The 21863-nt window shown below is 59.5% G+C and carries 22 protein-coding genes and 3 pseudogenes; 16 read left to right on the forward strand and 9 right to left on the reverse strand.

Annotated features, from left to right (window positions below):
- Positions 1-11: 11 nt before the first annotated feature.
- The 9 genes from BWR19_04500 to BWR19_04540 all read left to right on the forward strand — a co-directional run bounded on the left by BWR19_04500 (position 12) and on the right by BWR19_04540 (position 9314).
- Positions 12-1175: an oxidoreductase gene (locus tag BWR19_04500; protein ID APX92256.1), complete on the forward strand. Its 1164-nt coding sequence runs from the start codon at positions 12-14 to the stop codon at positions 1173-1175.
- Positions 1168-2067, forward strand: coding sequence for an aldose epimerase (locus tag BWR19_04505; GenBank protein APX92257.1), 900 nt, complete (start codon positions 1168-1170; stop codon positions 2065-2067). Before BWR19_04500 ends, BWR19_04505 begins: the two co-directional genes overlap by 8 nt.
- Before the next feature lie 15 nt (positions 2068-2082).
- Positions 2083-2994: a gluconolaconase gene (locus BWR19_04510; GenBank protein APX92258.1), complete on the forward strand. Its 912-nt coding sequence runs from the start codon at positions 2083-2085 to the stop codon at positions 2992-2994.
- 124 nt (positions 2995-3118) lie between these two features.
- Entirely contained in the window at positions 3119-3844 is a 726-nt protein-coding gene (locus tag BWR19_04515) for a GntR family transcriptional regulator (GenBank protein APX92259.1), read from the forward strand.
- Between the two features lie 167 nt (positions 3845-4011).
- Positions 4012-4962, forward strand: coding sequence for a C4-dicarboxylate ABC transporter substrate-binding protein (locus BWR19_04520; GenBank protein APX92260.1), 951 nt, complete (start codon positions 4012-4014; stop codon positions 4960-4962).
- Between the two features lie 98 nt (positions 4963-5060).
- Positions 5061-6599, forward strand: a complete 1539-nt coding sequence (locus BWR19_04525) for a C4-dicarboxylate ABC transporter permease (protein APX92261.1) — start codon at positions 5061-5063, stop codon at positions 6597-6599.
- A complete protein-coding gene (locus BWR19_04530) occupies positions 6596-7054 on the forward strand; it encodes a hypothetical protein (GenBank protein ID APX92262.1) in 459 nt (152 codons plus the stop codon). The genes BWR19_04525 and BWR19_04530 overlap by 4 nt, the downstream gene beginning before the upstream one ends.
- 9 nt (positions 7055-7063) lie before the next feature.
- A complete protein-coding gene (locus BWR19_04535) occupies positions 7064-8230 on the forward strand; it encodes a mandelate racemase (protein APX92263.1) in 1167 nt (388 codons plus the stop codon).
- A 22-nt stretch (positions 8231-8252) separates the two neighbouring features.
- Positions 8253-9314 carry a tartrate dehydrogenase gene (locus BWR19_04540; GenBank protein ID APX92264.1) on the forward strand — a complete coding sequence of 354 codons (1062 nt, stop codon included), beginning with the start codon at positions 8253-8255 and terminating at the stop codon, positions 9312-9314.
- Between the two features lie 126 nt (positions 9315-9440).
- Here the strand turns inward: BWR19_04540 and BWR19_04545 are convergent, their stop codons facing one another.
- Positions 9441-10601, reverse strand: a complete 1161-nt coding sequence (locus BWR19_04545) for an acetylornithine deacetylase (protein APX92265.1) — start codon at positions 10599-10601, stop codon at positions 9441-9443.
- A 798-nt stretch (positions 10602-11399) separates the two neighbouring features.
- Between BWR19_04545 and BWR19_04550 the strand changes: the two genes are divergently transcribed.
- Both BWR19_04550 and BWR19_04555 read left to right on the forward strand, forming a co-directional pair.
- Positions 11400-11687 carry a hypothetical protein gene (locus tag BWR19_04550; GenBank protein APX92266.1) on the forward strand — a complete coding sequence of 96 codons (288 nt, stop codon included), beginning with the start codon at positions 11400-11402 and terminating at the stop codon, positions 11685-11687.
- Between the two features lie 585 nt (positions 11688-12272).
- A complete protein-coding gene (locus BWR19_04555; GenBank protein APX92267.1) occupies positions 12273-12596 on the forward strand; it encodes a hypothetical protein in 324 nt (107 codons plus the stop codon).
- Between the two features lie 106 nt (positions 12597-12702).
- Here the strand turns inward: BWR19_04555 and BWR19_04560 are convergent.
- Together BWR19_04560 and BWR19_04565 are read right to left on the reverse strand one after the other, a co-directional pair.
- Positions 12703-13386 (reverse strand): annotated as a pseudogene (locus tag BWR19_04560) (IS481 family transposase).
- Positions 13387-13411: 25 nt separating this feature from the next.
- Positions 13412-13756, reverse strand: a complete 345-nt coding sequence (locus BWR19_04565; protein ID APX92268.1) for a hypothetical protein — start codon at positions 13754-13756, stop codon at positions 13412-13414.
- Between the two features lie 129 nt (positions 13757-13885).
- Here BWR19_04565 and BWR19_04570 point away from each other — a divergent pair.
- From BWR19_04570 to BWR19_04585, 4 genes and pseudogenes are all read left to right on the forward strand, one after another.
- Positions 13886-14134 (forward strand): annotated as a pseudogene (locus tag BWR19_04570) (restriction endonuclease subunit S).
- A 115-nt stretch (positions 14135-14249) separates the two neighbouring features.
- A complete protein-coding gene (locus BWR19_04575; GenBank protein ID APX92269.1) occupies positions 14250-15200 on the forward strand; it encodes a hypothetical protein in 951 nt (316 codons plus the stop codon).
- A 26-nt stretch (positions 15201-15226) separates the two neighbouring features.
- Positions 15227-15580, forward strand: a pseudogene (locus tag BWR19_04580) (hypothetical protein).
- 145 nt (positions 15581-15725) lie between these two features.
- Positions 15726-16172, forward strand: coding sequence for a hypothetical protein (locus BWR19_04585; protein APX92270.1), 447 nt, complete (start codon positions 15726-15728; stop codon positions 16170-16172).
- Between the two features lie 90 nt (positions 16173-16262).
- Here the strand turns inward: BWR19_04585 and BWR19_04590 are convergent, their stop codons facing one another.
- Genes BWR19_04590 through BWR19_04600 form a run of 3 tightly spaced genes read right to left on the reverse strand, consistent with a single transcriptional unit; the run spans position 16263 to position 17341 of the window.
- The gene (locus BWR19_04590) at positions 16263-16544 is read right to left on the reverse strand and encodes a hypothetical protein (GenBank protein APX92271.1); all 282 of its coding nucleotides are present in this window, start codon (positions 16542-16544) and stop codon (positions 16263-16265) included.
- 7 nt (positions 16545-16551) lie between these two features.
- Positions 16552-16872, reverse strand: a complete 321-nt coding sequence (locus tag BWR19_04595; protein APX92272.1) for a hypothetical protein — start codon at positions 16870-16872, stop codon at positions 16552-16554.
- 52 nt (positions 16873-16924) lie between these two features.
- Positions 16925-17341 (reverse strand): gamma-glutamylcyclotransferase, encoded by a 417-nt coding sequence (locus tag BWR19_04600; protein APX92273.1) that lies wholly within the window; start codon positions 17339-17341, stop codon positions 16925-16927.
- A 724-nt stretch (positions 17342-18065) separates the two neighbouring features.
- Between BWR19_04600 and BWR19_04605 the strand changes: the two genes are divergently transcribed.
- Positions 18066-18971, forward strand: a complete 906-nt coding sequence (locus BWR19_04605; GenBank protein ID APX92274.1) for an esterase — start codon at positions 18066-18068, stop codon at positions 18969-18971.
- Positions 18972-19239: 268 nt separating this feature from the next.
- Here BWR19_04605 and BWR19_04610 read toward each other — a convergent pair whose 3' ends face one another.
- The 3 genes from BWR19_04610 to BWR19_04620 all read right to left on the reverse strand — a co-directional run bounded on the left by BWR19_04610 (position 19240) and on the right by BWR19_04620 (position 21843).
- On the reverse strand, positions 19240-19797 hold the full coding sequence (locus tag BWR19_04610; GenBank protein ID APX92275.1) for a hypothetical protein: 558 nt from the start codon (positions 19795-19797) through the stop codon (positions 19240-19242).
- A gap of 221 nt (positions 19798-20018) precedes the next feature.
- A complete protein-coding gene (locus BWR19_04615; GenBank protein APX92276.1) occupies positions 20019-20882 on the reverse strand; it encodes a short-chain dehydrogenase in 864 nt (287 codons plus the stop codon).
- A gap of 43 nt (positions 20883-20925) precedes the next feature.
- Entirely contained in the window at positions 20926-21843 is a 918-nt protein-coding gene (locus tag BWR19_04620; protein APX92277.1) for a hypothetical protein, read from the reverse strand.
- Positions 21844-21863 lie beyond the last annotated feature (20 nt).

Consider the following 21863-nt stretch of genomic DNA (forward strand, 5'->3'; position numbering starts at 1 on the left):
GATACGACGACATGAGCCAACAAAAGGATACGTCCCGCCGGCTGCGCCTGGGCATGGTCGGTGGCGGCCAGGGGGCCTTCATCGGCGGCGTGCATCGCATCGCCGCCAGGCTCGACGACCACTATGAGCTGGTCGCCGGCGCCTTCGCCTCCGACCCCGAGCGCAGCCGTGCGGCGGCCGCCGAGCTGCACGTGGCCGACGACCGAGCCTACCCCGACTACCGCGACATGGCCGAGGCCGAGCGCCAGCGCCAGGACGGCATCGACGTGGTCGCCGTCGTCACGCCCAATCACCTGCACTTCGACGTGGCGAAAACCTTCCTCGAGGCCGGCATCCATGTGATCTGCGACAAGCCGATGACCACCAGCCTGGAGGATGCCCAGGCGCTGGCTGCGCTGGTCGAGCGCAGCGGCCTGTTCTTCGGCCTGACCCACAACTATTCGGGCTATTCGCTGGTGCGTCAGGCCCGCGACATGGTGGCCGCCGGCGAGCTGGGCGAGCTCAGGGTGGTACAGGTGGAGTATCCTCAGGACTGGCTGTCGACGCGCCTCGAGGAGAGCGGCGTCAAGCAGGCCGAGTGGCGTACCGACCCCCAGCGTAGCGGCCCGGCCGGCTGCCTGGGCGATATCGGCACCCACGCCTATCACCTGGCGCGCTTCGTCACCGGGCTCGAGCTCGAGTCGCTGGCGGCGGACATGCACACCTTCGTCGAGGGCCGCGCCCTGGATGACAACGTGCACATGATGCTGCGTTTCAAGGGCGGCGCGCGGGGCATGCTGTGGTCGAGCCAGGTGGTGCCGGGCAACGAGAACGGCCTCAAGCTGCGGGTCTACGGCAGCCAGGGCGGCCTCGAGTGGCATCAGGAGGAGCCCAACCGGCTGCTCCACTCGCCGCTGGGCGAGCCGCCGCGCATCCTGACTCGCAACGGCCCGGGCCTTGGCGAGGCGGCGCTGGCGGCGTCGCGAATTCCCCCCGGGCACCCGGAGGGCTATCTCGAGGCCTTCGCCCAGCTCTACGGCGACTTCGCCGAGCAGATCCGTGCTCGCCAGGGCGGGCGTTCGGCCGCGCCGCTGGCCGCCAATACCCCGGACGTGATGGACGGGGTCGATGGCCTGCGTTTCATTACCCGGGCGCTGGCGTCGTCCGCGGCAGGAGGTGCCTGGGTGGATGTGTGAGGCCCAGACCCTCGACAACGGCCAACTGCGGCTGGTGGTGGCGCCGGGCAACGGTGCCTGTGTGGTGCGCTTCGAGGCACTGACGCCGGCAGGGCCGGTGCCGCTCTTGCGACCCGGTGACGGGCCGGATGACCACCCTAACCGCATGGGGCTGTATCCGCTGCTGCCGTGGTCAAACCGCATCTCCGGCGGCGGCTTCGCCTGGCGTGGCCAGGAATATGCGCTATTCGCCAACCTCGCCGGTGAGGCAGCGCCGATCCACGGCGACGGTTGGCAGCAGCCCTGGCGAGTGGTGGCGCTGGCACCAGAGAGGATGCGGCTGGTGCTGCACTCGGCCTGGCAGCTGCCCTTCGACTACCGCGCGGTGCTGGACTATCGGCTGCAGGGCGCCAGCCTGGTGGTCGACCTGCAGCTGACCCACCTGGGTCCGCAGCCCGTTCCCTACGGCGTGGGCATGCATCCCTGGTTCGTGCGCACCCCGGATGTGCGTCTCTCGGCCCCGGCGAATGGCGTTTGGGAGGTGGATGCCGCGCAGCTTCCCAGCCACTGGCGGCGCTTGGACGCAGAAGATCCCTGGCAGTTTGCCGAGACTGCGGCGCTGCCCGAGGGTCGCATCGACAATCTGTTCACCGGCTGGCGCGGGCGTGGCCAACTTAGCTGGCCGCAGCGCGGGCTGAGTATGGCGCTGAGCGTGGCGCCGCGGCTCAGTCGATACCTGGTGTTCTCACCGGGGCGCGATGCAGACTTCTTCTGCTTCGAGCCCGTCAGCCATACGGTGGATGCCCACCATCTCGACGACCCGCTTGGCAAGGGGCTGGTCGAGCTGGCCAGCGGTGAAAGCCTCAGGCAGCGCTGGCGCTTCGGCCCGGTGCAGTGGCATGGCACCGTCTAATCAAGGAGGACCGCGATGGCGGCTGAGATCGAGCTCGAGCTGAACATGAGCCTGGGCGAATGCCCGCTGTGGTCGGTGGCGCGCCAGACCCTCTACTGGGTGGATATCAATCGCGGCACGATCTACGCCTGGTGCCCGGGAAGTGGCGCGCCGCCGGAGACCATCACGCTAGGGGAGAAGGTCGGTTGCATCGCGCTGTGTGAAGACGGGCTGCTGGCATCGATGAGTTCGGGAGTCGTGCGGCTGCGCCTACCCTTCAACGGCCGGCTAGAACGCTTGGCGGCTAATCCCGAATGGAAAAAAGAGGGGAAGAAAGAGGGAAAAGAAGAGCGGCAGGGCAACCGCTTCAACGACGGCCGCTGCGACCCGGCCGGACGTTTCTGGGTGGGCACCATCGACGCCGAGGAGCGCCACCCCACGGCGGCGCTCTACTGCCTCGAGGGCGGCGAGCTGGTGCGCCGCCAGGCGAAGCTTGGCATCGCCAACGGCCTGGCCTTCAGCCCCGACCAGCGCTGGCTCTACCACACCGACTCGCTGACGCGGCGCATCCTGCGCTACCCCTTCGACGCGGCCAGCGGTGCCACCGGCGCGCCGCAACCCTGGGTCGATCTGGAGGCGCTGGGACTGCCGGGGGTGCCGGACGGCGCCGCGGTGGATAGCGAAGGCTGCTACTGGAGCGCGCTCTACGACGGCGGCCGCGTGGTGCGATTTTCGCCCCACGGCGAGCTGCTCGCCGAGATCGAGGTGCCGTGCCCGCACCCCACCATGCCGGCATTTGGTGGGCCCAACCTGCACACGCTGTATATCACCACGGCGACCCAGCATCTGGACGCGGCGGGCCGCGCGCGCTGGCCGGCGGCAGGCAGCTTGCTGAGCGTCAACCTAGACGTGCCGGGGCTCGCCGAGCCAAGCTGGGGGGGTAGCTGAACGAGTCTCAAGCGTCTCCCAAGGCTTGGCTGCTCTGGCGGAGTTACGCCTAGCGCCCCTAGGCTTGGCCACGCCAAGATCGGTTACAGTAAGGTGGGAAATACAGCCTTCAGGAGTGGTGACCATGACTGCCAGCCAGCGCGGGCTCGCAAGTTTCCGGGGAGCGGGGCGGCGTCGCTTCAAGCTTTGTGACCGGGTATATGGCGATATCGTCGACCGCATCATTCGGCGCGAGTTCGCGGAGGGCGAAAAGCTTCCTTCCGAAGAGTTATTGGCTAAGCGACACGGTGTCTCACGGCCGATTGTGCGTGAGGCCTTGGCAAGGTTGCGTGAGGATGGCCTGATTCGCTCGCATCGTGGCGCTGGCAGTTTCGTACACTTGCGGCCGAGTCGTGCAATGCTCGACTTCGCCCCATTGGAGAGCCTGGCCGATATTCAGCGCTGCTTCGAGTTCCGCATTGCCGTAGAGGCTGAATCTGCACGACTGGCCTCGCTCAATGCCACCAGTGAAGAGCGCCATGAGATCTCTGCCGCACTGGCACTCCTCGAACAGCGCATTCGCGATAATGCCTTGGGGGTCGATGCCGATTTCGGGTTTCACTTGGCAATTGCCCGGGCAACGCACAATCGATTCTTCGAGGACACCCTGCTGTCGCTAGAAGAGTCGATTACCTATGGCCAGAACTTGGCCCGAGGCCTGGGGTTGCGCCATCCCGGCCATCACCTCCCAGACGTGCAGTGGGAGCACCAGCAGATACATGATGCCATCCTTGCGGGGGATAGCGAGTTAGCGAGTCAGTCCATGCGCGCGCATCTCGGAAATTCTCGCCGAAGGATCTTTGAAGGGTGATTTAATATATTGATATTAAAGGATTAATTTCAAAAATTTGACAACTTTTACAACTTAGCTAGCTTGAAGGGGTGACGCTAACGAGAACCATGGTGGGTCGAACAACAACAACAGCCGGCCCGCTAACTCGTAGACAACAAACTCACAACAGCACAATGGAGCACGCCATGAAACTTCTCACCACGACTCTGGTGGGCGCTGTCTCATCCTTCTCGCTGCTCGGCATGGTGGCGATGGCCCAAGCCGACTATCCAGACAGTTCCATAGACTATGTGATTCCCTTCGATCCCGGCGGTGAGTCGGACGTCACCGCCCGATTCCAAGAACCCATTCTCGAAGACATCCTCGGCGTGAGTGTCAATGTGGTGCATCGGCCGGGTGGCGGTGGTGCAGTGGCTTGGAGTGAATTCCAGAACAGCGCTGAACCGGACGGCTACGAGATCATCGGGGTCAATATCCCACACATTATCGGCCAGCCGATCCAGCGCTCCGATGCTGGCTTCGACACAGAAAACTGGGAGATCATCACCTTCTTCCACTCAACGCCGAATGCTCTGATCGTACCGGCAGACAGTCCCTTCGAGACCCTTGATGATCTGGTCGAGTATGCCCGTGAGAACCCTGAAACCGTCACCTTGGGGGGGAGCGGCACCTACAGCGCCAACCACCTTGATATGCTGCGCCTAGAGCAAGAGGCAGATATCGAACTGACCTATATTCCCTTCACTGGTACTGGACCGCTGCCTGGCGCGCTAGAGGGTGGGCACGTGACCGGGGTCTTCAATTACACCATGCTCGGCGTACAGATGGACGACAGCGTGCGCGTCCTGGCGGTGGCCTCCGAGGAACGAGTGCCCGCCTTGCCGGATGTGCCTACCTTCCAGGAAGAGGGCTATGACATCGTCGGCGGTGCCTATCGTGGCGTTGCGGCGCCGGCGGGCACGCCAGACGAGATCGTCGAAACCTTGGCTGATGCCTTCTCTGAGGCTAATGAGCGGATCACCGATGAGCAGGAGCCGCTCGGCTTCGTCATGGAATATATCACCGGCGATGAGATCGATGAGGTAATCGACATGCTCGCCGAAGCATACGGCCCCATTCTCGAAGCCGCAGAATAAGCAACTTCCCCTCCACCCTGGGTACCGTCACCTGACGGCACCCAGGGTTGTCATCGCCTGCTGCCTCCCAAGCTGGGAGCCAACCGGAGGGTTAACGAATGGAGATGCTGTTACAGGCACTAGCCTCGCTGATGACCTTCGAGAGCTTCATCACGGTGCTGGTGGGGGTGTCGGCCGGACTATTGATTGGTTCAATGCCGGGCTTAACGGCCACTATGGCACTGGCTGTGCTACTGCCGTTCACTTTTTCGATGGAGGCCCTACAGGGGTTGATTGCCCTTGGTGCAGTCTATATGGGGTCGATCTATGGCGGTGCCTTTACCGCCATCCTCATTAATACTCCGGGGACGCCATCATCGATTGCCACGACCTTCGACGGCTATCCCATGGCGCGTCAAGGCAAGGCGTTTGAGGCGCTGACGGCGGCCACCCTGGCGTCTGTCGTGGGTGGCTTGGTGGGTGTGGCTTTCCTGCTGATTCTCGCGCCACCGCTCGCTCGGCTGGCGGTGGCCTTCGGCCCCGCCGAGATGTTCTGGGTGGCCATGCTGGGGCTGACGCTAGTGGCCAGCCTTTCCAGCGGTTCGTTGCTCAAGGGCATGCTGGGTGGCTGCATCGGTATGCTGCTCAGCACTATCGGTGTCTCACCAGTAGGTGGTGAGACGCGCTTCACCTTTGGCTTTCCGCCCCTACAAGGCGGGATTGAGTTGATCGTAGCGCTGATTGGCCTGTTCGTGATTCCCGAGCTGTTGACCATGGCAGCCGAGGGCAAGGGAGCACTTCCCCGGGAGGGAAAGTTTGGCAAGCGAGAAGCCAGTATCCGCCAAGTGGCGCGTACTGTCTTCAGTAAACCCGTTAACCTGGTTCGCTCCTGTCTGATTGGCCAAATTATTGCCATTATTCCCGGTGCTGGTGGCAATGTTACTAGCCTAGTGGCGTACAACGAGGCGAGGCGTTTCTCCAAAGATCCTAAGAGCTTCGGCAAGGGGAATGTCGAGGGCATCGTCGCATCGGAATCGAGTAATAATGTGATGGTGGCGGGTAGCATGATCCCGCTGTTGACCCTGGGCATTCCCGGCGCGCCTCCGGATGCCATTATCCTCGGTGTATTGCTTTTACACGGGCTTCGCCCAGGTCTCGATCTATTCACTGAGACCGGTGTGCTTACCAACGGCTTCATTCTCTCCATGGGCTTAGCAGCCTTGATGCTGCTACCGGTGGGGTTGCTGGGCGCTCGCTTGATCCATCGTATAGTGATCCGCACTCCCTACTACTTCATGGTGCCGTGCATCGCAATGGTGACAATTCTTGGCACCTTCTCGCTGCGTAACAGCCTACTCGATGTTGCGATCATGTTGACCTTGGGCTGCGCCGGTTACTTTTTGCGATTGATCGGCATACATGCCGCACCCATTGTGCTTGGATTGATTCTCGGTGGTATCGCGGAGCAGGGCTATGTGCAGACTATGCTGGCCGCAGTGACGGACCCCATCCCCTGGCTGAGACTACTGAGTAATACCCTTTCTAAGGTGCTCGCCGCAATGGTGTTGTTGGGGGTGGCAACGGCACTGGTCCCGATCTGGCTGCAGCGCAGCGGTCGCCTCGACAAGGCATCACCGGACAAGCGAGGTGAGCCATGATTATCAAACTCAATACGGATATTGCGGCAGGGTGCTTTGGGCTGCTGTTCTGTGCTCTATTGTGGTTCCCCCAGAGTGATCTGGGGCGGCTCAGCATTATCTTCCCGCGCGCGATTCTGTTGATCACTACGCTAATTGCCGTTGCCCTGCTGATCAAGGGGCTGTTCTTTACCCCGGAAGGACGTCAGGTAGAGATTACCGGTAGCCCACGTCGGCTGTTGGTCGTGATGGCCGGTTTCTTCATCTGGTGGTTGCTGATCGACATCCTCGGCTTTGCAGTGACCAGCTTCATCGCGATCTACCTACTTTGCTGGTATCTGGCGCGTGTTCAAGGCCCCGTGTCTGCAGGTCAGTTATTGCGTTGGCTGCCGATCATCAGCGTCATCGTAGGCAGTTTCTATCTGACCTTTCGACACCTACTCAATGTGCGTTTGCCTGCCGGGCTACTGTTCTAGGAGATTGATATGAAGATTACCGATATCCGTGAGGCGAGGGTATCGATTGCATCCGATATCGCCAATGCCTATATCTCGTTTGCCAAGATGGATGTGTCGGTGGTGGCGATTTACACCGATGCCTGGGTCGATGGGCGTCAGGTAGTGGGCTACGGCTTCAACTCCAACGGCCGCTATGCTCAGAGCGGACTGCTTCGCGAGCGCTTTCTGCCACGTCTTCAGGAGGCCGAGCCCACGGCGCTACGTGACGAAAGCGGGAGCAATCTAGACCCCTTCAAGGTCTGGTCGGTGTTAATGGCCAACGAGAAGCCTGGTGGTCACGGCGAGCGAAGCGTGGCGGTGGGTATCATCGATATGGCGATCTGGGACATCGTGGCCAAGATCGAGAACAAGCCATTGGCCCGACTGCTGGCCGAGCGCTATGGAGATGGCAATACCGATGAGCGTGTATCCGTCTACGCAGCGGGCGGCTACTACTATCCGGGAAAGCAGATAGAGGGTCTTCAGGATGAGATGCGCAGTTATCTCGATATGGGATACACCTGCACCAAGATGAAGATCGGCGGTGTGCCTCTGGTGGATGATCTCAAGCGTATAGAGGCTGCCATTGAAGTGGTGGGCGATGCTTCGCGTTTGGCCGTGGACGCCAATGGGCGCTTCGATCTCAAGATGGCCCTGGCCTTTGCTGATGGGCTCGCGCCCTATGGCGTTCGCTGGTATGAGGAGGCCGGCGATCCGCTCGACTATGCACTGCAGCAACAGCTCGGCGAGCACTACGACCCGCCGATGGCAACCGGCGAAAATCTCTTCTCTCATCAGGACGCACGCAATCTGCTGCGCTACGGCGGTATGCGGGCCGATCGCGATATCCTGCAGATGGACCCGGCGCTCAGCTACGGTCTGGTCGAGTACTTGCGGACACTGAAGGTGCTACGTAGCCACGGTTGGTCGCCTCGGCAGTGCATCCCACACGGCGGGCATCAGTTTGCGCTGAATATTGCCGCGGGTCTCAAGCTGGGTGGCAACGAATCCTACCCTGAGGTATTCGCACCCTTTGGTGGTTTTGCTGATTCAGCGCCGGTTGAAGATGGGCGAGTAACACTGCCGGATCTTCCCGGAATAGGGTTCGAGGATAAGCATGAATTGATGGAAGTGTTCCGTCAGCATCTTAGCTAAAAGAACGGAGTAAGGAGGACGTGTGAGAACACATCGAATAGCGGTTATTCCCGGCGATGGAATTGGCATTGAAGTCATCAATGCCGGCAAGCAAGTACTGCAGGCGCTGGCTGAGAAGAGCGGTGATTTCAATATCGAGTTTGATGACATTCCATGGAGCTCCGATTATTACCTCGAGCATGGCTACTATATTCCTGAGGGCGGGCTCGACCACCTTAAGACCTACGATGCGATATATTTCGGTGCCGTAGGTAGCCAGCAGGTACCCGACCACATCTCGCTATGGGACCTGCGTCTGGCGATTTGCCAGGGCTTTGATCAATATGCCAACGTGCGGCCTGCCCGAGTGCTGCCCGGCGTCAGCAGCCGGTTGCAGGGGGCCGACTCAATCGACTGGATGATCATTCGCGAGAACAGCGAAGGCGAGTACTCCGGTAACGGGGGGCGCGTACACCGCGGCCTGCCGGAAGAGGTTGGCACCGAAGTGTCACTATTCACTCGCTCGGGCGTCGAGCGTATTCACCGATTCGCTTTCGAGATGGCCATGAATCGGCCACGCAAGCGGCTCACGCTGGTTACCAAATCCAATGCCCAGCGCCATGGCATGGTGCTATGGGACGAGGTATTTTTCGAGGTGGCCGCTGATTATCCGGAAGTAGAGATCGACAGAGAACTGGTAGACGCGGTGACAACTCGCATGGTGCTGAAGCCGGGCAGTATGGATGTGATCGTGGCCACCAACCTGCACGCTGATATCATATCCGACCTGGCGGCTGCCCTTTCTGGCAGTCTGGGTATTGCTCCAACGGCTAACCTCAATCCGGAACGCCGTTTTCCCTCCATGTTCGAGCCAATCCATGGTTCGGCCTTCGATATTGCTGGCCAAGGCATCGCCAACCCAGTTGGTGCTTTCTGGACGGCGGTCATGATGCTCGAACACCTGGGAGAAGCTCAGGCTGCCGGCCGCTTGATGGCAGCGATCGAGCGACTGACAAGCGCCGGGCAGCATGCTCAAGACCTAGGGGGGAATGCCACAACGAGCGAATTGACGGACGCCGTTTGCCATTACCTCCAAGCAGCATGACACTCAGGATCTTGCGCTAGTAGCAGTAGCTCGTAGGCGCAACTCGCCGAGAGCTTACTGCTGCTAGTAAACCTTGCCACTACCCGCCGAACTGAACTGGCCTCGAGACCCGCAGGGCTCTGTTTGTTATTTCGCGGCCATCCGCTCGCCCAGCGCCCGCATAAAGCGGCCGCCGGCCTCGAGCTGCTCGATGTCGATATACTCGTCGGGCTGGTGGGCCTGGCTGATGCTGCCGGGGCCGCAGATCACGGTGGACAGCCCCTCGCGCTGGAACTGGCCGGCCTCGGTGGCGTAGGCCACGGCGCCGCCCGCCGCCTGCTCACCAAGCAGGTCGTGGCACAGCGTCAGTGCCGCGGCGTTGTCGCGGTCGGCGAGTGCCGGCACGGTGGCATTGAGCGTCTCGGTGACGATGCCGGTGTGCGGGGCGCGCCGTTGCATCTCGGCTTCGAGTTGGCTGGCGTAGTCGGTGACGCGGCCTAGCAGTTCGTCGAAGCGGTCCTGGGGCAGGTGGCGGATCTCCCAGTCGAAGCTGCACTCCCGGGCCATGATGTTGATCGCCGTGCCGCCGGCGATCTTGCCGACATGCAGGCTCGAGTGAACCACGTTGAAGGCCTCATCCACGCGGCCCTCCGCCTTGAGCTCGCTCATCACGTCCTCGATCTTGGTGACCAGGCGTGCCGCCACATGGATCGCCGAGACACCCTGGTTGACCTGGCTCGAGTGGGCGGCGTGGCCGGTCACGGTGGTGCGCAGGTTGGTGGCGCCCTTTTGCGCGACCACCGGTGCCATCGAGGTGGGCTCGCCGACGATCACCGTCGCCGGGCGCGGATGGTCGGCCATCAAGCGCTCGATCATGCGCGGCGCACCGACGCAGCCGATCTCCTCGTCGTAGGAGAGCGCCAGATAGATCGGCTTGGGCAGGTCGAGCGCCACCCAGTTCGGCACCTCGGCCAGGGCACAGGCGATAAAGCCCTTCATGTCGCAGGTACCGCGGCCGTAGAGGCGTCCGTCGCCCTTGTCGACCAGCATGAAGGGGTCACTGGTCCAAGGTTGGCCGTCCACCGGCACCACGTCGGTATGCCCCGAGAGCACCACGCCGCCCTCGACGGCGGGGCCGATGCGCGCCAGCAGGTTGGCCTTGCTGCCGTCGTCACTGTCGATGCGCCAGTGCTGCACGCCATACTCGTCGAGGTAGGCCTCGACCCACTCGATCAGCGCCAGGTTGGAGTCGCGAGACACGGTGGGAAAACCCACCAGCGTCTCCAGCAGCGTCGCCGCGTCGTTCATGCTGATGTCCCTTCTCATTGAATCCCATCAGCCTAGCATGAGCCGGGGGCGCCTTCGCCACTCGCACTTCCTACCGATATCTTCGGCGCTGCGGCGACTAAACGTCTATGCCGTGTGCGACTTGGAGCGAGATTCAACTATTCGGGAATTTTGGATAGTTCGGTGAGATGGGGATGAATGACGTGGGGCTTGCTGCTCTCACGCTTGCCTGCCCCAAAGGAGTGTCATGGCCACGGGAGCTGTGGCATTTAGCTCCATGGGCTTCGGCACTGGCCCCTCCCATGAATTAGTGGCAGGCTAAGGAAATATCAGCCCCACCCTGTCGTGATAGTGGTGAACCGCGCTCGGGGAAAATTGGTTTTCGCCTAGTGAAAGCTGGGCAGAGAAAAGGGGGGATAAGTGCTCCAGACTATCAACCAGAAAAAAACACAGATGTATCGTCGCTATCTGGGGCATCGTGATGGAAGCGAACGACGAGTGAGGGAAGAAGATGAGCTGACTGGGCTGCTACTGGGGCCGCTAGCCATGTTCCCCGGTTCTGCCCCTGCTATTTTTTGGTATAACTTGCTTATCGATTCTGGTATTGAAAATTTGCCATCACATGAGCCGCAAGCTTGCCGGATGCAGTTCTGGCCGAGATGTCAAGCGGCTGATGGACGAATTATTGAGCCCGACCTTGCTGTGGAGCTGTGCTGGCCAAGTGGTGACGTACGCCGAGTGACGGTGGAGATGAAATGGAATGCACCGCTAAGTGGTGAAGATCAACTCGGGCGTCAACTAATGAGCCAATGGGAAGGAATGAGGTTCGATTACTTGTTGTTTATTGGTAAAGATGTCACTGAGGCGGCAGGAATGCTTGCGTCGGAAGGCGATAGGAAAAAAGTGGCAGCTTGGACCTGGGACCGAATTGTTACTTTTCTCAATCATAGCGATATTTTGGGGCTAGAGACATGGAGCTATCAGGTGGTCTCGGTTCTCGAGTGTTTGGGAATCCGTGGCTTTCGTGGTTTTTATGTTTTTCAAATGCCAGAAGTTGAGTTGGTTAACAATAAGAGGGTTTTCTGGAAGGGTGAGGTTCTAGGTTAGAAATATTTATATTGAGGATTGATATGAATGAGTTCGCCGCTGGTGAGTCTATATTTCGAGCTTTTAACTTGGTAGAACAGGTGGGACACGAAATTAATGGCCTAGCCAGAATAATAGAGCATGAGCTGGTTGAAAGCTTTATCTCACAGGGGGAAGGAAAGGATGTTAAGTTGGCGAGTTGGCGTAAAGAGGCCGATTGGGTATCTGAGAGCCAGTGGGTCTATATGGGGCATGTCGTTTCTCTTGGCGTTACAACTTGCCGTGGTAAATTGCCTCGTCGGTACTTGAGTATTCAGTTTGCCATGATTGGCGAAACAATGACATCCTTCAAGCACCCTAACTCTCAGCCTCTTGTTCATGTGAGTTTTTGGGACGAGCCTGTGGACATGGAGTACAGCTACATGGGGTTGGAAGATCTTTCTAAACCACTGCCAACTCTGGTTAATGACTCGGTATTTTATTGGTCTGCACCTGGAGACTCGGGTCTATCGGCACAGTGGACATTCAGTGTTCGGCTTACCAGCTTGAATTCCCGAGATGATGTCAAAAATAAGATCGTAGATGTCTTCTGGGAGCTTTTGAGTTGTGATATTGATACTGCCCATCTGGATATTGAGGGTCTGGTCCGGTATAGACTATATGACGACGGTCATTGCAAAATGTTATCTGAAGTGGAATAAGTGGGGTAATGTAATGGACGCTATGCGAAGCCTATACTTGGCTCGACTTTTGATCGAGAATAGAAAAATTGTAGTCACGAATAAACTTGAGCTGCTCAATGGGATCATGGTTTTGCCATTTTTCTCTGCTATTTCACTGGATGTGGCTCGTTTGCTCAACTATAGAGATCATGAGGTCTTCATAGAGTGCAGAGCGAGCGATTATCAGATGACATTGTGCCTGTCTTAATATCATTAGAAGATGAAAGGCATTATCTGATTGCACCGTCGACTGGCTCAACCCAGCATGTACAGTGATGGTTTCACCTGACACATGCCCTCGTGGGGCCCCATAGTTAAACAGTGTTTTCTGCCGTTTTCCTGGCTTCCTTCTTTGGTGTTTTGGGGAGCCCCTTCTTGAAGACGGCATAGGGCGTCATCCCCTTCATGTTGCGGCCTTTGTGAGGGCGCTTCGTGTTGTAGGTGATCAGGTAGTTATCCAGATCCGTCTGCATCTCATCCAGCGCTTCGTACCACTTGGTGCGTCCCTGGATGCGGAAATGTTCGTCCAACAGCGTTCGATGCAGCCGCTCGACGAACCCATTGCTCTGAGGCCGACGCACCTTGGTCGTGCGGTGTTCGAACTCTTCGAGCTAGAGGAATAGCTCATACGGGTGATTATCCTTGCGTCCGCAGAATTCACGGCCGTTGTCGCTGAGCACCGTGCTGATCCTGGCATTGTGCGACTCGAAGAAGGGCAGCACGTCGTTGTTGAGCATATGGACTGCCGTAACAGGCAGTTTGTTGGTGTACAGGCGGCCCCAGGCATAGCGACTGAAGCAATCAATGACGGACTGCAGATAGACCCTGCCGACGCCCTTGAGCGTGCCGACGAAGAGGGTATCGACGGCCACCAGCTCACCGGTGCGGTGGACCTCGATACGGCGTTCGCGAAGTTCCGGACTGAAGCGCTCCAGGTGACGCACCTGGTCATCGGTCAGTTCGATTTTCTGCACGCGAGTGGCCCGTTCGAGGCGCAGGAGGCGCTCATGGCGCGTGAGCAGGTCATGGCGGCCCCAGACACCTCTCACCCCGGTTGAGCTTACCTGGACGCCGCATAAGGCCAGTTCTTGAGAGACGCGCACCGTGCCGTGAGTCTGGCAGGCCAGGCTGTGGCTCGAGGATGGCGGTTTTGATCGCTTCGTTGACGCGATTGGGATGCGGTCGTCGCGGTCCAGGGAGCTTGTCGATTAGCCCCTCGAAGCTGAAGGTTTGATAGTTGCGGCGGATCTCGTAGAACTGCTGGCGGGAGTAGCCCATCACCTTACAGGCCTTGCTGACGTTCTGCAGATCCGTTGCCAATTCTAGGAGGCTGAGCTTGCGTCGTGCTACCTTTTCTTCGGTGATCATAGTCGTTTCCTCATGGTGTTACAGCCGAGCGTCAGACACTCGTTCTATAACCCCCGGGGAGCACTATGGCCACTTCGCTTTCAGTGGCTGGCTGTCAGGTGAATACCGTCACATCTGATAACGAACAATCTACCAAGTGTCAATGCCCAGCATGAAATCGTCCGCCGCGTTGATCAGCTCTTCGCCTTCGCCGACCAGATCGAGCAGCAGGTCAAGAACGCCCAGGCCCGAGTCGACAAGCTGACCCTGTCCATCCTCGCCAAGGCCTTCCGCGGCGAGCTGACCGACGAATGGCGCGCAGAAAGCCCCGATGTGATCAGCGGAGAGAACTCGGCTAAAGCGCTGCTAAAGAGGATAAAGGCGGAGAAGACTAGGTAGGCGCCGGTGGAAAAATGACAAAATGAAAAGTCTAGGTAGGCTAGGTTTTCAGTATAATTAACCCGCTTTGGATTGGTGAAATACCTTGGCTTAACTTTCAGTTAAGGAGTAGTGAATGGCAGACTTTGGAGAGCTGAAAAGGAAAGGTCTTCGGGAGATATGGCAGCATGAAGCCACTGCGTTTACTCCTTGGCTGGCGAGGAATATCGAGGCTTTGGGCGATGCGCTGGGTATGGAGTTGGAGCTGGCGGGTGAGGAGGTCGCCGTGGGTGACTTTTCGCTGGACATGCTGGCCCACGACTTGGGTACAGGTGGGAAGGTCATTGTCGAGAATCAGTTGACGCCCTCTGATCATGATCACCTGGGAAAACTCATCACCTATGCGGCCGGCTTCGGAGCGGAGAAAGTCATCTGGTTGGCAGAAACCCTGCGCGAAGAGCACCGCCAGGCACTTGAGTGGCTCAATCAGAGAACCGATGAGGAGACGCAGTTTTTCGCCGTTACCGTTGATGTGTTGCAGATCGATAACTCTCGTCCTGCCTACGACTTCAAGGTGCTGGTCATGCCCAACGAGTGGCAGAAGACCACCAAACGGAGGAGGAATGCTCCAAGTAGTGAAAAGGGAGACCGGTATCGTGAATTTTATCAACGCCTGATAGATGAGCTGCGGGAGAAGTACCATTTTACCGGGGCGCGGGTGGGGCAGCCACAAAACTGGTACTCCTTTTCTTCGGGGCATACCGGGATACGCTATGGGCTTGTCTTTACTCAGGGAAGTAAGGTGAGAGTTGAGCTCTACATTGATCTTGGTGACGTCGAAAAGAATCAGCAGGTCTTCGATTACCTGGAGCAGCGCAAGCCGGAGATAGAAGTTGATTATGGTACTCCCCTTTCGTGGGAGAGACTGGATAATCGACGGGCCTCAAGGGTTGCAGCCTACCGTGAAGGTTCCATTCAGGATGAGGGTGAAACACTTGATGATATCCACGACTGGTCAGTGGAAGAGCTTCTCAGGATGAAGCGGGTTTTTTCTGAAAGAGTCAGATCAGCGGTTCGACTACTTTAATCGACAGAGAGGTGTTGGAGGTCACCATGCTCAACCGTTCCGCCCTGCTGCTGCACTACAAGGCTCCGGCCGTGCAGTGGATCAACGACGCCGACCCCTCGCCGGGTGGAAAGCCGATCGCCCAGGAGGAGGTCAATCGCGACCGCACCGTCTATCTGATCAGCGATGCGGTCGCGGAGTCTCCCGCGGAAGTCAGGCGGTGGGGCAAGGCCAACTGGCGCAGCCTGTTCTAATCGGAGCTGGCAGGCTGGTATGCCGCCACGGCGCTATGGCCGAAGCGTACCCTGAAGGGCTTTGATGAGTGGTTTGAGGTCGAGTGTCACAGCATGATGATCGATACGCTGGGTACGCCCATCGAGGACGATGAGGCGGAGGACTGACATGATGCTGGGCGGTGGCTACCTCGCGGCGCTTTACCGCAGGGTCAAGTATCTGGGTATGGATCGTTAGGGCGTCCCTGCCTTTCCCGTCGCTGCTGTAAGAGGCATGCTGGCGGGGCACACACCTGCTTGAGGACGTTTGCTCATGTCTCACCCGCAATGGATCGCCCAGTGCATCGAGCTCGCCGTGGAGAACGCCTCGCGTGGTCAGGCTCCCTTCGCCGCGCTGGTGGTGAGCAATGACAGGGTGATTGGGCAGGGCGTCAATGATGTAAAAGCCACCAATGACCTGACGGGGCATGCCGAGATCCGTGCGCTTCAGGCTGCCGCCCGAGAGACAGGGTCGCGGCGATTGACTGGATGTGTGCTCTACACCAGCTGCGAACCTTGCCCAATGTGCCTCGGGGCCATCTACTGGAGCGGGATTACCGAGGTCTATTACGGGCTGTCCATTGAAGGGCAGGCCGAGTTCGATAGCCTGCCGCAAACACAGTATGCCGAATTCAGCAGGGACGCTCACGAGCGCAGTGTCAGTTTGGTTTCGGTCGAGCCCGACGGCATGGATCCACGCCGCCCTTTCCTGGCCGGCTGATTTACATGCCGCGTTACGAACGCCGGCAGTCTCTGGCCCGCTATTCTGACGAGTCGAGGATTCGGGCAGATTAGCCGTCAATCACCGGTGCTAAAGCACCTCCCGCGCTACCTCCATCACCCGCCCATCCACGCCGCGCTGAATCTTGTCTTCGATCTCGCTGCACAGCGACTCCACCTTGGGCCGCGTGGTCGCGGCGACCACGAAGGTCCACTCGCTGGCTTCCAACCGGTCGAGCTCGCCGCTCTCGCAGACCGCGACCGACGGGTTGCGCCCGAAGCGCTCATGCAGGCCGCCCATGCGCTGGCGCTTCTCCTTCAGCGAGCGACAGCCGGGCAGGGAGATGCTGAGGGTGAGTACCGCGATATGCATGGCCGTGTCAGTTCCCCGCACCGATGGTCAGGCGCAGCGCCTGCAGGCCGTCGAGCTCCAGGCGCACCTCATCCGAGAAGACCGGGTGGCCGAGCATGCGAATATCCAGGCTGGCGTTGGCGCCGCGGTAGCGCACGCTGGTCGATAGGTGGGTGTCAGTGGTCAGCGGGGCCAGCGGGCCGTAGTCGACGCTCTCCACCGTCAGCGCGCCGAGGCCTCTTGCTTCGAGCTGCTGCTCGATGGCCTGTGTCGCGGCCATTCCGTAGTAGACATAAAGTCCGCCGTAGGCCAACCCGGCGATCACGATAAGCGATATAAGACGCCCCATGGGCTTCTCCTGATGATGCAACACACGCCACCGTGGCGGGTTGATGGGCAGGTTATACCACGCCGCGAGCCACGCGCATGCCGCCGGGCTGCCAGGCACCCTCGCGGATCATATGACAGCCGCTGACATCGTGGTTATACAGGTAGAGCCAGGCGGGCCCCAAGGCCGTTGTGTGAATGACACGCTTGAAGTCGCCCTGCTTGGGCGTGCGCACCCGGTGGTCTTCGAGGTGGTCGAGGCCGGCGAGCAGTTGGGCGTCGACCTTGAAGACTTCCACCTCGACGCCCTGCGATGGCTGCGGCTTGGCGCCAGGGTAGGGGCCCAGGTCGTAGAGCGTCACCGTGGTCAGGTGGTCGCTGCCGAGAAACTCGGCACCCTCCATCCAGTGATGATTGCGTAGCCCGCGCTTCAGCGTGCCGTAGACGGCCACCAGCGGGCTGTGAGCAACGGCAAGGACCGGGGTATGCATAAGTCATCTCCGTAACGCTGGATCATGCGGTGTATTCTAACACTGCAGCAGTGCGGCGCTATGCGAACCACCCGTGGGCCTTTCCCTGATGGTCGACTGGTCCAACGCGCGTTTTAATGGCAAGAGACAACTCGCGCTAACGATAAGCAGCAACTAGCCTAAGCCTCTGGCAGTTTCACAACGCTACGTACGCTATCGCACGGTGAGCCTGTATTTTAAGGTCCATGCTTAGGGCGAACGTGGCAAAGGAACTGCCTAAACAAGGATGTTGCGAATGCGCTGCAGGGATTGCAGCGCTCCCTTCCCATGGTAGTTCGGTTTTTCGATAGTACGTTATTCTTCACTCTGCGCATTTCTTTATCACCGCGGGCATCACCTGACGCTTATCTCGATGAGCAGTTTCTCATTCACCCCAATAGGTGCGATTATTATGGCCCACTTATTTGTATCGCTAATCGCGAGAAACCGTGCTTCGAGTGTCTCAAAAAATGACACCATGAAAGCCATAAGCCAAGTGATACTGTTTTATCCTTAGCGGTAAGTGCTGGGAACTCCCGCTTGACTAGATATTAACTATGCGCCCGATTCGATATGTTTCAGTCGAGTCTGGTTGCTGACGAGCTGGAGATGTCGTCGCAATCCCACCGGCAACTCTGCATCGTTGTTAAGCTGCAGCTGAAAGTTGCTAAGCAGATTTATGATCTTAATTAGTAAAGGAAGCTCTATGGTGATGCCATTAAATGATGATGATCGTCTTACCGACTTGAAAAAATTCGGTACTGACCCTGGGTCCTTGCATGCAGATATCTATATCCCGAAGAACTTCCATAAAAATGGGCCGCTCGTCGTCATTCTGCACGGCAGCACCCAGTCGGCGGAGAGCTACGATCACGGTTCAGGCTGGTCTGCTCTCGCCGATGAATGTGGAATAGCGCTTTTATATCCGGGGCAAAGAAAAACCAACAACCCCCTTAGCAGCTTCAACTGGTTCAAGTCTGGGGATACCCGCCGGGGTGGCGGTGAACCACTCTCGATTCGTCATATGATCGAGCAGGTCGTTGATGATTATGCCATCGACCCATCCCGCGTCTTCATTACGGGGCTGTCCTCGGGTGGCGCCATGACGTCTGTCATGCTGGCGACCTATCCGGAGGTGTTCGCAGGAGGAGCAATCATTGCCGGGCTCCCCTACGGTAGCGCGGACAATATGATGGAGGCGATGGTCCGCATGAAAGGCTATGGCGGACCGTCAGATCGCAAGCTCGACTCGCTGGTGCGCGATGCCTCGACGTTCGACGGTCCTTGGCCAACGATCTCGGTCTGGCATGGTGGCAGCGATTCGACTGTCAACAATGCCAACGCTGATTCCATCGTCCGACAGTGGCAGAAGATCCATAAGGTCGAGGAAGCACCGACACGGGTGGAGCAGATCGACGGCTATCCCCGACAGGTCTGGTGCAATGAGGAGGGGCGAGAGGTGATAGAGGAGTACATCATTGCGGGTATGGGCCACGGCACACCCATCATGGCCGGGGGAGACAAGGGCCTTGGGAAGGAAGACAAGTATATGCTGGAAGTCGGTATCTCTTCGACACGCCATATAGCGCATTTCTGGGACCTGACGAAGTAGGAGAAGAATGCACACATTCACAACGAGCAGCGCTTCCCTACGTCACTTTGTCTCCCAGCATGTGCTCTCCCCAGAACGTTTGTATCGTGACCATCGCCACGGTCGCTAGCGGTGCGGCGAGTATCGGCCCAGCCGCGCCGACGATAAGGCCTAGCAGTAACTGCACGGCGATATCAGGCTGACGCTCTCACCCTTGCATGTTGTAAGAAAAGGGCCGCTTCCTTTAGAAAGCGGCCCCAGAGCTGTAGTAGCAAAAATGTTCGCTGCCTTATTTGTCGGACGTGCTGGTCGACTTCTTGTTCTTATCAGCGTGCTGCTGATTTTTTTGCCGGGACTCTTCGCTCTCGCCCTTGCCTTTCTGCATGCTTTCCTTAACGTGTTCTTGCCCTTTTTCGAGATTTTGCTGAAGCTGCTGCTGGCCCTTCTGCATGTTTTCTTCGAGCTGCTTTTGGCCCGTTTGCATACTGCTCATCGCCAGTTGCTGGCTCTCTTTGAGGTATTCTTGGCTCAGAGAGCTGATTCTGTCGGTATCGGCTTTCAAGCGTTCGCTCATGTCCTTGATGGACTGCTGCTGCTCTTCGACGACCTTCCGGAAGCTTTCCGAGTCCTTGACCTCGAGCCAGGAGCGGGATTGGGCCAGGCTTGTCTCGGCAAAGGCGCGAACCGCATCGAACTGCGTCGAGAACAGCTCTTCATAGTAATTGGTGGTCAGAGATCCATAGGCACGTACCGGCTCGACGATCGAGCTCTCGAACTGCTGCTTGGCACGGTCGGTCTCTTTCTGGGTAGCTTTATCAGCATCCTGCTTAGTCTTTTCGGCGCTCATTTAGCACCTCCATGTCGGTGAACTGATTACATAGAATACGCGCTGGCTAATGAGTGCCGCCCCGGCAAACAGCCCGGTTTTCCAGCGAGATCGGGGATATCGGCGGAGGGTGCTTGGAGAGCATCCGGCGCCCATGGCGTCGCGTTCATATGATCAGTTAGAGACTAGGCTGAAGTGGCCAATCATTCTGTGCGCCAGCACACTGATTCAGTCTTTGCACCTCACTCCCGTTCGTCCCGCGTCGAGCGCAGCAGCACGCGGTCCATGCCGCGGGTGCTGAGCACTCGCTTGAGCGCGGCAAAAAGATGGGTGGGCACGGTCACCGCGTAGCGGGGCTTCGGCCGGCGGCTCTCCAAGGCGTGGATGAGCTTGTCTATCACGGCTTCGGGGCCGAGGGTGAAGGGGGCCTTGCCCTCCTGGCTGGCCAGGCGGGCTTCCACCTTGCGGTAGGTGTCGGCGTGGGCGCTGCGGGTGGTGTCGATATTGGCCTTGAAGGCCTGGTAGGCATTCTCGCGAAAGCGGCTGGCGATGGGGCCGGGCTGGATCAGGCTGATATGGATGCCGCTGCCGGCGAGTTCCTGGCGCAGGGTGTCGGTGAGGCCTTCGAGGGCGAACTTGGAGCAGACATAGGCGCCGCGGTAGGGCAGGGCGGCGAAGCCGAGCACCGAGCTGTTGTGGACGATGCGGCCATGGCCCTGGGCGCGCATTATCGGCAGTACCCGGGCGGTGAGCTCGTGGGTGCCGAGCAGATTGGTCTCCAGCTGTTCGCGCAGTACCGCACGGGTCAAATCCTCGACGGCGCCGGGCTGGCCGTAGGCGCCGTTGTTGAACAGTGCCGTCAGTCGACCTGCGGTGCGCGCCTCTACGCCTGCTACCGCGGCCTCGATGGAGGCGCTGTCGGCCAGGTCGAGCGGTAGTGCCTCGAAGCCCTCCTCCTCGAGCCGGGCGACGTCTGCCGCCGCCCGGGCGGTGGCGAAGACCCGCCAGCCGCGCTTGGCCAGCGCGTGGGCCGCGGCATGGCCGATGCCGCTGGAGCAGCCGGTGATCAGTATGCTGCGCGTAGACGTCTCGGGGGCGTCTGGCATCCTCGTCTCCTGGTGGTTTTGTGGTGCAGGGTGGCGTTGGGTCTCACGGTGGCGTGCCGATCATCCGCTCCAGCTCACGGTTGAAGGCCGCCGGCTTGGCCATGTGCAGGAAGTGGTCGCTATCTTCCATGATCACGGCGTCGAACTCCGCCAACAGCTGCCGGTTGGCGTCGATGTCGGTGGGCCACAGGTCGGCGTTGATCGCCGCCACGGGGATCGTCAGCTCAGCGAAGTGCCGCGCCGCTTCGCCATCGGCATGCCGCGACAGCATATCCTGCATGGCGCTCATCGCCACCTCGGGCGATGCGGCTGCCATGTCCTGCATGACCCAGTCGCGCAGCGTGGCATCAGTGCCGTCGATGAACATCGATGCCACGAACTGACGGGCGGCCGGGGCGAAGTCCTGCTGGAGCGGTTCGAGCAGCTCGTCGCGCTGCTCCTGGTCGATTTCCGCGGCCACGTCGTGGAAGGTGTCGACGCCGATGATGCCGATCACGCGCTCGGGTAGCAGGCGTGCCGCTTCGACGCTGACCGGCCCGCCCATGGAGTGCCCGATGAGGATCGCTTGCTCCACTTCCAGGTCGTCGAGTACTGCCTTCACGTCCTCCCCGAAGGCCGGCAGGGTGTAGGCCTCACGCCCCTGGCCAGAGTGGCCGTGCCCGGCAAGGTCGACCGTCACCACGCGATGGCGCTGCGCAAAGTGCGGCAGCTGCCCACGCCAGTAGCGCCCGTCGCCGCTCCAGCCATGGACGAAGACCAGCGTCGGCTCGCCGCTGCCCTGCACCTCGTAGGCAATCGGCACGCCGTCCGCCGAGTCGGTCATTCGCGGCCAGTTGACCTCGGCCGCCAGCGCCTGGCCGGCAAGCGCCAACAGCAGCATCAGGCCCGCGCCGTATACCGCAACTCTGCTCATGAGGACCTCCCTCGAGTGTTCGTGACTCCTGCAGCATAGATGAGTCATAGGCTATTCAGCAGGGGGCA

This window comes from Halomonas sp. 1513, assembly GCA_001971685.1.
Lineage (GTDB): Bacteria > Pseudomonadota > Gammaproteobacteria > Pseudomonadales > Halomonadaceae > Franzmannia.

Bases quoted from the DNA above. Each gene is read 5' to 3' on its own strand.
- BWR19_04500 (APX92256.1), top strand. From the start codon at position 12: ATGAGCCAACAAAAGGATACGTCCCGCCGGCTGCGCCTGGGCATGGTC.
- BWR19_04505 (APX92257.1), top strand. From the start codon at position 1,168: ATGTGTGAGGCCCAGACCCTCGACAACGGCCAACTGCGGCTGGTGGTG.
- BWR19_04510 (APX92258.1), top strand. From the start codon at position 2,083: ATGGCGGCTGAGATCGAGCTCGAGCTGAACATGAGCCTGGGCGAATGC.
- BWR19_04515 (APX92259.1), top strand. From the start codon at position 3,119: ATGACTGCCAGCCAGCGCGGGCTCGCAAGTTTCCGGGGAGCGGGGCGG.
- BWR19_04520 (APX92260.1), top strand. From the start codon at position 4,012: ATGAAACTTCTCACCACGACTCTGGTGGGCGCTGTCTCATCCTTCTCG.
- BWR19_04525 (APX92261.1), top strand. From the start codon at position 5,061: ATGGAGATGCTGTTACAGGCACTAGCCTCGCTGATGACCTTCGAGAGC.
- BWR19_04530 (APX92262.1), top strand. From the start codon at position 6,596: ATGATTATCAAACTCAATACGGATATTGCGGCAGGGTGCTTTGGGCTG.
- BWR19_04535 (APX92263.1), top strand. From the start codon at position 7,064: ATGAAGATTACCGATATCCGTGAGGCGAGGGTATCGATTGCATCCGAT.
- BWR19_04545 (APX92265.1), bottom strand. From the start codon at position 10,601: ATGAACGACGCGGCGACGCTGCTGGAGACGCTGGTGGGTTTTCCCACC.
- BWR19_04550 (APX92266.1), top strand. From the start codon at position 11,400: ATGAGGTTCGATTACTTGTTGTTTATTGGTAAAGATGTCACTGAGGCG.
- BWR19_04565 (APX92268.1), bottom strand. From the start codon at position 13,756: ATGATCACCGAAGAAAAGGTAGCACGACGCAAGCTCAGCCTCCTAGAA.
- BWR19_04575 (APX92269.1), top strand. From the start codon at position 14,250: ATGGCAGACTTTGGAGAGCTGAAAAGGAAAGGTCTTCGGGAGATATGG.
- BWR19_04585 (APX92270.1), top strand. From the start codon at position 15,726: ATGTCTCACCCGCAATGGATCGCCCAGTGCATCGAGCTCGCCGTGGAG.
- BWR19_04590 (APX92271.1), bottom strand. From the start codon at position 16,544: ATGCATATCGCGGTACTCACCCTCAGCATCTCCCTGCCCGGCTGTCGC.
- BWR19_04595 (APX92272.1), bottom strand. From the start codon at position 16,872: ATGGGGCGTCTTATATCGCTTATCGTGATCGCCGGGTTGGCCTACGGC.
- BWR19_04600 (APX92273.1), bottom strand. From the start codon at position 17,341: ATGCATACCCCGGTCCTTGCCGTTGCTCACAGCCCGCTGGTGGCCGTC.
- BWR19_04605 (APX92274.1), top strand. From the start codon at position 18,066: ATGGTGATGCCATTAAATGATGATGATCGTCTTACCGACTTGAAAAAA.
- BWR19_04610 (APX92275.1), bottom strand. From the start codon at position 19,797: ATGAGCGCCGAAAAGACTAAGCAGGATGCTGATAAAGCTACCCAGAAA.
- BWR19_04615 (APX92276.1), bottom strand. From the start codon at position 20,882: ATGCCAGACGCCCCCGAGACGTCTACGCGCAGCATACTGATCACCGGC.
- BWR19_04620 (APX92277.1), bottom strand. From the start codon at position 21,843: ATGACTCATCTATGCTGCAGGAGTCACGAACACTCGAGGGAGGTCCTC.